Origin of the sequence: Streptosporangium jomthongense (genome assembly GCF_042650425.1) — a bacterium.
GTDB lineage: Bacteria > Actinomycetota > Actinomycetes > Streptosporangiales > Streptosporangiaceae > Streptosporangium.
On sequence record NZ_JBHSBC010000012.1, the window covers coordinates 56579 to 65166 of the forward strand.

The window sequence follows — 8588 nt, forward strand, 5'->3', positions numbered from 1 at the left end:
GCGGCCCCTTCGGCGTGGCGGGCCGCCCCGTCTCCCTCCGGGCACGCTCCGCCGGGCTCCCGTGGACCGGTGCGATCACCGCGGGAAGCTCCCCCACCTCGGGATCGGCGTACGGCCTGGCCCCTCCCCTGGCCGCCGCCAAGACCGTGACGGCCGCCATGACGAGGGTGGCCAGCGCCGCGAAACCCGCCTGCGTCCGGTGCGGCCGTCGCTGCGGCACCGTCTTCGCCACCCGGTGGGAGGCGGAACCCGCCCCGACCGAGGGGCGCTCCCCGCCCGCCCCGCTTTCCGCCCTCACCGGGAACGACCCCTGCCCCGCCCCGCCCCGGGGCCACGGTACCGGGGTCCAGATCCACCCGAGCACCTCGGCGACCGCCACGCGGAGATTCCCCGGGGCGCCGACCCCTCCCGCGGCGAGCAACGCGCCGAGCAGGTCGGCGGCGCCCGGCCGCCGCGCGGGATCCTTGGCGAGCGCGGCCTCGACGACCGGGCGCAGCCTCTCGGGAAGACCGGTCAGCTCCGGCGGATCGGCCAGCACGCGGCGGGCCAGCGCCTCGGCGTCCCCCGCGCCGAAGGGATGGGAGCCGGTGGCGGCGTAGGCGACCAGGCATCCCCAGGCGAAGACGTCGGAGGCGGGCAGCGCGGGCCCACCGGTGAGCCGCTCCGGCGAGACCCAGCCGGGACTGCCCATGACCTGCCCCGCCTCGGTGTGCGCGACGAGGGTGTCGACGCCCCTGGCGATGCCGAAGTCGATCAGCCTCGGCCCCTCCTCCGACAGCAGCACGTTGCCCGGCTTGAGGTCGCGGTGGACCAGGCCCGCCTCGTGCACCGCGACCAGCGCGGCCGCCACCCCCAGGGCGACGCCGTAGGCGAGGTCGGCGGACAGCGGCCCCACCCGGGCCATCACCTCCGACAGCGCGGGACCGGGGATGTACTCGCAGACGAGGTACTGGCGGTCGCCGTCCACACCGTCCTCGTAGACCCGCGCGGTGCAGAAGGGCACCACCCTCCGGGAGTTGACGATCTCCTCGGCGAAACGCGCGCGCAGGGTGACGTCGCCGAGGTGGGCCGGGTGCGGGGTCTTGAGCGCGACCACGTCCCCGTTCGGACGCTCGGCCAGGTAGACCACGCCCATGCCCCCGGCGCCCAGCCGTCCGAGCAGCCGGTGGCCGCCGACCGCGATCGGATCTCCTGACGTGAGGGGCCGCACGCCGGGTGGCATGCCGTACCTGGGACCAGTTCCGCCACGTGCCATCCTGGTTGAACCTCTCGTGTACGCGATGCGGCACACACACTGTGACGAACCCGGGAGCCCGCCGCCCGCGCCCCAGACCTAAGGGATGCGAAAGGTAAGGGGAATCATCCCTAACGGTAATCAACCTGTGACGCCATGTGACCGAGGAGACGGAAAAACCCGTTGCCCCGATCAAGATCGGCGACAACGATAGGACGGTTGTCCCGACGCTTCCCGGGGAGGCCGCCTTCCTTCTCTACCTTCACATCGCCTGGTACGGCTTCCGCCGCCACTTCGCCTACCGGTCCGCCGCCCTCGCCGGGGCCTTCACCAACACCGTCTTCGGCATCCTGCGCGCCTACGTGCTGATCGCCCTGTGGACCGCCCGGCCCGGCCTGGCGGGCTACGACCTCGCCGACGCCATGACCTTCTGCTTCCTCAGCCAGGCCTTCATCGGGCCGATGCAGGTCTTCGGCGGAGGTCTGCAACTGGCCGAACGCGTGCGCAACGGAGACGTGGCCGTCGACCTCGTCCGTCCCGCCTCGCTACAGCTGTGGAGCCTCTCCGACGACGTGGGCAGGGCCGCCCACCTGTTCCTGCTGCGCAGCCTGCCGCCGACGGTCGTCGGCGCGGTGCTCTTCGAACTGGTCCTGCCCCCCGGCCCCGCCGCCTGGCTCTCCTTCGCCGCGGGCTTCGCGCTCGGGGTCGTCGTCAGTTTCGCCTGGCGCTATCTCATCGCGCTCTCCGCCTGCTGGCTCGTCGACGACAGGGGCACGCAGTCGCTGTCACTGGTCCTGACGCTCTTCTTCAGCGGCATGGTGCTGCCGCTGAACCTGTTCCCCGGCTGGCTCGGCGACCTCGCCCGCGTGCTGCCCTGGTCGGCGATGGTCCAGGTCCCCGCCGACCTCTACCTCGGCAAGCGCGACATCCTCGACGCCCTGGGCTTCCAGGCCGCCTGGGCGGTCGCCCTGCTCACCCTCGGCGCCCTGGCGACCTCCGCCGCCCGCCGCAAGGTCGTGATCCAGGGTGGTTGACATGGTCAGGACCTATCTCCTGCTCGCCTGGACCTGGCTGCGGGCCTCCGCCCAGTATCCGGGGCCGCTGATCACGATGGCCGTGAGCTCGTTCGCCATCAACATGCTCGACGTCCTGGCGATCTGGGTGATCTTCGAACACACCCGCTCGCTCGCCGGATTCGGCCTGTCCGAGGTCATGTTCCTGTACGGCACGTCGAGCCTGGCCTTCGGGGTGAGCGACATGCTCTTCGGCAACCTGGACCGGCTCAGCCAGCACATCAGGACGGGCGGGTTCGACACCATGCTCATCCGTCCGGCGAGCGCCTTCGTCCAGATGGCCGTCGACCGCTTCAGTGTGCACCGCTTCGGCAGGGTCACCCAGGCCGCGGTCGTGCTCGCCATCGCCCTGCCGGGACTCGACCTGCCCTGGAACAGGGCCTGGGCGATCCCGCCGATGATCCTGTGCGGAATCGTCATCTTCTCCTCCCTCTTCGCCCTGGCCGGCGCGGCGCAGTTCCTGCTGACCGACGCGCCCGAGGTGGCCAACGCCTTCACCTACGGCGGCAACGCGCTCACCCAGTACCCGCTGAACGTCTACAGCCGCGACCTCGTCAGAGGAGTCACCTTCGTCGTGCCACTGGCCTTCGTGAACTGGCAGCCCACACTGTTCGTGCTGGACCGGCCCGACCCGCTCAGCCTGCCGTACTGGCTGCGTTTCGCCTCCCCGCTCGCCGCGCTGACGCTGGCCGCCGTCGCCGCGTTCGCCTGGCGGGCGGGCGTCCGCCGCTACCGCTCGACAGGGAGCTGACACGACATGATCGAGGTTCAGGGAGTCGGCCGCTCGTTCACCGTCGGCCGCCGCAGCGCGCGTAAGACGGTGCACGCCGTACGGGACCTGTCGTTCACGGTCGGGGCCGGGGAGTTCGTCGGCTATCTCGGGCCGAACGGCGCGGGCAAGTCGACCACCATCAAGATGCTCACCGGCATTCTCGCGCCGACCGCGGGTCGCATCGAGGTGGCCGGGTTCGACCCGGCCCGGCGTCGTACGGCTCTCGCGCGCAGGATCGGCGTGGTCTTCGGCCAGCGGACCACTCTGTGGTGGGACCTGCCGCTGCGGGACAGCTTCGAACTGATCCGGCACCTTTACAAAGTAGATCGCGTTGTCTTCCGGGAGAGGCTTGAGGAGTTGTCCTGCCTGCTCGGCCTGGAGTCCTTCATGACCACCCCGGTCCGCCAGCTCAGCCTGGGGCAGCGCATGCGCGGTGACGTCACCGCGGCCCTGCTGCACGACCCCGCCGTGCTCGTGCTCGACGAGCCGACCATCGGCCTGGACGTGGTCAGCAAGGCCGCCATGCGGGATTTCCTGAGCCGCCGCAACGCCGAGCACGGCACCACCGTCCTGCTCACCACCCACGACCTGGGCGACATCGAGCGGCTCTGCCGCCGGGTGATGCTCATCGACCACGGCCGCCTGACGTTCGACGGCACCCTCGACGACCTGCGCGCGACCGTTCCCGAGGAGAAGTCCATCGAGGACGTGGTCGCCCGTCTCTACACCGGCGGAACCGCGCCGGCCGCGGAACCGTCCGGCTGAGCGTCGTCGCGGGGACGGTGACCGGCCCGCTCTGGGAACGGGCCGGTCACCGGCTCGCGGCTGGACGCCGCCGGGGAGCGGGACGCCGGGGCGCAGGCACCGGCGCGGAGCCGGGGACGTCCGTCACCGCGGGCGACGCCCGACGCGCACGCCCCAGCGGTCAGGGGGATGGGAGCGCACGCCGGGCTGGAGGGGTGGGTCCGGGGTCAGGCCGTGAGATTGACGTAGTAGCTGGAGTAACCGTTCAGATCGACCAGACGGGCGCCGACCCGCCGCGCGGCGGTGCTGCCGACGTTCAGGCAGGAGTCGAAGGCGTCCCGGTAGACGTAGAACGGGCCGTGGGAGCCGGTCCACACCGCGCCGTCGGCGGCCTCGGCGTAGAAGGCGGCATAGCGGTTGCCCGTGTTGAGGACGTAGGCCTCACCACCCGGGTCGACGGCCCACCAGCCCCGGGTGCCCCACTGTCCCTGGTCGCGGCAGCCGTCCGGGCTGTAGAACATGATCGCGATCCATGCCCTGGCGGTGTAGCGGTTGCGGAAGTGCAGCTCCATGACCTATCCCTCCGGCTCCGCGAAGCGCTGGGTCAGCGGTCTGCCGTCCGGCCGCTCCTCGGCCAGCGGGGGCAGGTGGCCACCGGCGCCCGTCGTGGCGGTGACGCCCTCGGCGGCGCCCGGGCGCGCGTCGGTCTCACCGACGCGCGATCCCGTCTCTCCGGCGAACGCCACCCGGGGGTCGGGGCGACGCTCGGCGCCGTTGTCGGGCATGCCTCACCTCTGTCTCGCGAGTACGTAGGGTGATAAGTCAACAACGTACAGTTATGCAACGGGTATGTAAAGAGGAGTTCCGGCGCATCCGACGCCCACGGCGCCACATTCCGGGCAGAGTCCGGAAAGATCTTCCCCGGGCCGTCCGCGCCCCGGCTTTCGCGTCCGTGCCCGGCCGTGAGCCCGGAACGGCGGGGGAGGCCGGAGCGTGAGAGCATATGGGCGTCATGCATGCCCGCCTCCCGTTACGCCTCATGCGCACGGCCGCCTTCTCGGCCGTCTGCGTGACGCTCGCCGTGCTCGGCCACCTGGCCGCGGGCGGCTCGGGGCCCGAGTCGTGGGCGGTCGCGGCCGGTGGCGCCACGGTCATGGCGTTGGCGGCGGCGCTGGCCGGTCGTGAACGGTCGGCGACGACGATCGGCGTGACCCTGTCCGGCATGCAACTGTTCCTACACGAACTGTTCGCCTTCGACGACCCCTCGGGGATCTCGCTGGCCGTACACGGCCACGGCGGCAGGCTGGGCGAGGGCCTCGGCATGATCATCGCGCACCTCACCGCGACGCTGATCACCGGCTGGTGGCTGTCACGCGGCGAGGCCGCCCTGTGGGCGCTGCTGCGCGCCGCCGGACGGCGGCTCGGCGCGGCTCTGCGCCTGCTCCCGCTGCCCTCGATCCCCGCCCCTGCGCGTACGGTGCCCGCCGCCGTCGCCCCCGTCCCCGCCGGGCGGCTGCTCCGCCATACCGTCAGCAGACGCGGTCCTCCACTTCCCGCCGTCTGAGATCACCTGACACCTGTGTCACCTGTCACCGCCGGAACAGAACACGAAGTATCGAAGTGGAGTCCCCAAGCATGTCCCTTTCCTCAGTGTGCCGCCGTGCCGCCGCCGTGACCGCCGGCGCCGTCGCGCTCACCATCGGCCTGGCGCTGCCCGCCCTCGCGCACGTGAGCATCAACCCGGGAACCGCGGAGCAGGGCGGGTTCACCAAGGTCGCCTTCCGGGTGCCGAACGAGCGTGACAACGCCTCGACCGAGAAGGTCGAGGTGGAGTTCCCCACCGACCACCCGCTGCCGTTCGTCTCGGTCAAGCCGGTACCCGGCTGGGACGTCAAGGTGGTAACCGGCAAGCTTCCCAAGCCGGTGACGACCGAGTACGGCGAGATCACCGAGGCCGTCACGAAGGTCACCTGGTCGGGCGGGAAGATCGGCCCCAGCCAGTTCCAGGAGTTCGAGGTCTCCATGGGGATGCTCCCCAAGGACACCGACCAGCTCACCTTCCCCACCACCCAGACCTACACCGGTGGTGAGGTCGTCAAGTGGGCCGACCCGCCCAAGGCCGACGGCTCCGAGGCCGACCGCCCGGTCCCGACGCTGAGGCTCACCCCCTCGACCGGGGGTGACGAGCACGGCGCCGGAGCGGCCAGCCCGTCCGCCACGGCCACCGTGGCCGCCCACGAGTCCGAGGCCGCCAAGCCCGCCGCGCAGGCGTCCTCCTCGGACGGCACCGCACGGCTGCTGGGCGGGGCCGGCCTGCTGGCCGGAGTCGTGGGCGTCGTGGTCGGCGTGCTCGGCCTGCGCCGTGGAGGACGCGCCTCCTGACCCGCCGGTGAGGCGCTCCGGCGGGAGGCTCGTGGAGAGGCTTCCGCGGAGAGGCCTCGGCGGAGACGAGAACAGACGGCGGGGGCCCGCGGATCGATTCCGCGGGCCCCCGCCTCCGTCTCCCCCGGCCGGATCAGCCGCTGATGTCCTTGCCGCTGAACCTGGCCCACGCGATCGAACCGAAGATCACGATGTAGGCGCCGAACACCAGCAGCCCCTGTCCCATCTCCCCGGTGGCGACCGGGTCTCGCAACACCCCGTCGAAACCGCTCCACCAGCTCGACAGCAGGTACGGCCGCAGCCCGGACAACTGCGGGATGACCCCGAGCACCTGGGCGACGATGACCAGCACCACGGTCGCGGCGATGGCGCCGATGGCGATCTCCGTCAGCGTCGAGAACGCCAGCGAGATCGCCGCCAGCGCCGCCATTCCCGCCGCGACGTACAGCACGACGAGCCCGATCCTCAGCAGCCCCTCGGCCATGGGGATCGTCCCGCCGGACAGCAGGGTGATCGGCCCCGCCGGGAACAACAGCAGCCCGGTGAGCAGCGCCGACGACGCGACCGCCGCCACGGCCGCCAGGCAGAAGATCACCGCGTTGGCGTACTTGACCACCAGCAGCCTGGTGCGGCCCACCGGAACCGCCAGCAGGTAGCGCAGCGTGCCGATGCCCGCCTCCCCCGCGATCGAGTCCCCGGCGACCACCGCGACCGAGACCGGCAGCAGCAACTGCACCAGCAGGGAGAGCGCGGCGAAGGTGAGGAACAGCCCGTTGCCGGTGATCTGGGTGAAGACGCCGGGAGCGCCGTCACCGGGCTCGGGTCCGCCGAACGCCCTGAGCGCGACGCCGAGCAGCACCGGCACCAGGACGAGCACCCCCAGCATGGCGAGGTTCCTCGGCCTGCGGAAGGTCAGCCCGACCTCGGAGAAGAGGAAGCGCATGAGACCGCGCCTCTTTGCGACGCCTTCGGCGTCGCGGGCTTGGGCGCTTTCGGGTCGGCGCTTTCCCTCGTCGTTCGTCCGCTGCGCTCCCTCACTCCTCAGTCCAAGCGCCGACGCGCCCAAGCCGGAGTCCTTCGCGCTGTCTTCCTTGGTGCGGGTCAGGCCGGGGGTGGGGCCTTCTAAGGCGTCGGTTTCGGAGGGCGGGGTGTCCTTCTCTCGGGTGTTCTGGGGGGCGGTCATTGTCTGGTTCGGGGAACCCTTCTCAGCCGGCGACATCGAAACCCTCTCCGGTCAGGCCGACGAACACGTCCTCAAGACTTGGGCGGCGTACGGCCAGGCCGCGCACCGCGACACCGGCGGTGACCAGTTCGGCGCAGATCCGCTCGGCGGCCTTCTCACCCAGTTCCGCGCTCACCTCGTCCTCGCGGTCCTCGCCGAGCCGTACTCCCGCCAGGCCCAGGTCCGCCAGCACGGCCGCCGCGGCCGCGACGTCCGGTGTCTCGACGCTGATCCTGACCGCCTCCGCGGCTCTGAGGGTGGCCAGAGGACCCTGGGCGGCCAGCCGTCCGGCCCGCATCACGGCCACGTGGGAGCACATCTGCTCGATCTCGGCCAGCAGGTGGGAGGAGACGAACACGGTCGTGCCCTCCGCCGCGATCTCCTTGACCAGGCCGCGCACCTCCCTGGTGCCCTGCGGGTCGAGGCCGTTGGTCGGCTCGTCGAGGATCAGCAGTTCCCTGGGCCGCAGCAACGCGGCGGCGATCGCCAGGCGCTGACGCATGCCGAGGGAGTAGGCGCGGTAACGCTTGCGGGCGGCGGCCGTGAGCCCGACCCTTTCGAGGGCCTCACCGATCCTGGCCGAGGCGGTACGGGGATCGACCGTGAGGTCGGCCGCGTCGTAGCGGCGCAGATTGGCCTCACCGGACAGGTAGGGATAGAAGGACGGCCCCTCCACCAGCGCGCCCACCCTCGGCAGCGCCGTCCGCAGGCCGTCCGGCATGGCGGTGCCGAGCAGTTCCCAGCCGCCCTCCGAGGGGGCGACCAGGCCGAGGAGCATACGGATCGTCGTGGTCTTTCCCGAGCCGTTGGGGCCGAGGAACCCGAAGACGCTTCCCTTCGGCACGGCAAGGTCCAGGTGGTCGACGGCCACCTGTCCGCCCCTGAAGCGTTTGGTCAGTCCGCGGGTGACGATCGAGTAGTCCTCCGTGCGGGCCTCGGGAGGCACAGCGGAGGAAGCGGAGGAGGATCTGTCCTCCTGGACGGTCAGCATGGCTCTCCCATCGTCGCCTGTGTCGTCTCCGCCTTCGAGCGCGACGGCCCTCCGCTCGCGGCGTCGTTCCTGGGGCGTGGCCCGGCGGGCCGGAGGGCGGGTACGGCCCCGCTCCGCCCCGCCGGAGTCCCGGTCCCGGCCCCGGGAGACGTGGGCGCGTCCCCCGGGGC

At 71.7% G+C, this 8588-nt stretch carries 10 protein-coding genes; 5 read left to right on the forward strand and 5 right to left on the reverse strand.

Features of this window, described 5'->3' with window-relative positions; genetic code table 11:
* Positions 1-1210: serine/threonine-protein kinase (locus ACFOYY_RS12015; protein WP_386189811.1), on the reverse strand; the 1210-nt coding region annotated here is incomplete at its 3' end.
* Between the two features lie 182 nt (positions 1211-1392).
* Here ACFOYY_RS12015 and ACFOYY_RS12020 point away from each other — a divergent pair.
* From ACFOYY_RS12020 to ACFOYY_RS12030, 3 genes are read left to right on the forward strand one after another with little or no spacing between them, the layout of a single operon-like run.
* Positions 1393-2268, forward strand: coding sequence for an ABC transporter permease (locus ACFOYY_RS12020; protein WP_386189812.1), 876 nt, complete (start codon positions 1393-1395; stop codon positions 2266-2268).
* Between the two features lies 1 nt (position 2269).
* Positions 2270-3058: an ABC transporter permease gene (locus ACFOYY_RS12025; RefSeq protein WP_386189813.1), complete on the forward strand. Its 789-nt coding sequence runs from the start codon at positions 2270-2272 to the stop codon at positions 3056-3058.
* Positions 3059-3064: 6 nt separating this feature from the next.
* Positions 3065-3844 (forward strand): ABC transporter ATP-binding protein, encoded by a 780-nt coding sequence (locus ACFOYY_RS12030; RefSeq protein WP_362771861.1) that lies wholly within the window; start codon positions 3065-3067, stop codon positions 3842-3844.
* A gap of 206 nt (positions 3845-4050) precedes the next feature.
* Here ACFOYY_RS12030 and ACFOYY_RS12035 read toward each other — a convergent pair whose 3' ends face one another.
* Both ACFOYY_RS12035 and ACFOYY_RS12040 read right to left on the reverse strand, forming a co-directional pair.
* On the reverse strand, positions 4051-4395 hold the full coding sequence (locus ACFOYY_RS12035) for a hypothetical protein (protein WP_386189814.1): 345 nt from the start codon (positions 4393-4395) through the stop codon (positions 4051-4053).
* A gap of 3 nt (positions 4396-4398) precedes the next feature.
* The gene (locus tag ACFOYY_RS12040) at positions 4399-4608 is read right to left on the reverse strand and encodes a hypothetical protein (protein ID WP_386189815.1); all 210 of its coding nucleotides are present in this window, start codon (positions 4606-4608) and stop codon (positions 4399-4401) included.
* A gap of 254 nt (positions 4609-4862) precedes the next feature.
* Here ACFOYY_RS12040 and ACFOYY_RS12045 point away from each other — a divergent pair, with 254 nt between their 5' ends.
* Positions 4863-5387 (forward strand): MFS transporter, encoded by a 525-nt coding sequence (locus ACFOYY_RS12045; protein ID WP_386189816.1) that lies wholly within the window; start codon positions 4863-4865, stop codon positions 5385-5387.
* A 71-nt stretch (positions 5388-5458) separates the two neighbouring features.
* Positions 5459-6205, forward strand: coding sequence for a YcnI family copper-binding membrane protein (locus ACFOYY_RS12050; protein WP_352009380.1), 747 nt, complete (start codon positions 5459-5461; stop codon positions 6203-6205).
* 133 nt (positions 6206-6338) lie between these two features.
* On the opposite strand, the gene ACFOYY_RS12055 is transcribed toward ACFOYY_RS12050, so the two are convergent.
* Positions 6339-7148 (reverse strand): ABC transporter permease, encoded by an 810-nt coding sequence (locus tag ACFOYY_RS12055; RefSeq protein WP_352009379.1) that lies wholly within the window; start codon positions 7146-7148, stop codon positions 6339-6341.
* A 262-nt stretch (positions 7149-7410) separates the two neighbouring features.
* Positions 7411-8588 (reverse strand): ABC transporter ATP-binding protein (locus ACFOYY_RS12060; protein ID WP_386189817.1); only part of this gene is annotated, 1178 nt, incomplete at its 5' end.

What these genes read in the sequence shown, in the direction of transcription:
- ACFOYY_RS12025 (WP_386189813.1), top strand. Translation starts at nt 2,270, where the DNA reads ATGGTCAGGACCTATCTCCTGCTCGCCTGGACCTGGCTGCGGGCCTCC.
- ACFOYY_RS12030 (WP_362771861.1), top strand. Translation starts at nt 3,065, where the DNA reads ATGATCGAGGTTCAGGGAGTCGGCCGCTCGTTCACCGTCGGCCGCCGC.
- ACFOYY_RS12035 (WP_386189814.1), bottom strand. Translation starts at nt 4,395, where the DNA reads ATGGAGCTGCACTTCCGCAACCGCTACACCGCCAGGGCATGGATCGCG.
- ACFOYY_RS12040 (WP_386189815.1), bottom strand. Translation starts at nt 4,608, where the DNA reads ATGCCCGACAACGGCGCCGAGCGTCGCCCCGACCCCCGGGTGGCGTTC.
- ACFOYY_RS12045 (WP_386189816.1), top strand. Translation starts at nt 4,863, where the DNA reads ATGCGCACGGCCGCCTTCTCGGCCGTCTGCGTGACGCTCGCCGTGCTC.
- ACFOYY_RS12050 (WP_352009380.1), top strand. Translation starts at nt 5,459, where the DNA reads ATGTCCCTTTCCTCAGTGTGCCGCCGTGCCGCCGCCGTGACCGCCGGC.
- ACFOYY_RS12055 (WP_352009379.1), bottom strand. Translation starts at nt 7,148, where the DNA reads ATGCGCTTCCTCTTCTCCGAGGTCGGGCTGACCTTCCGCAGGCCGAGG.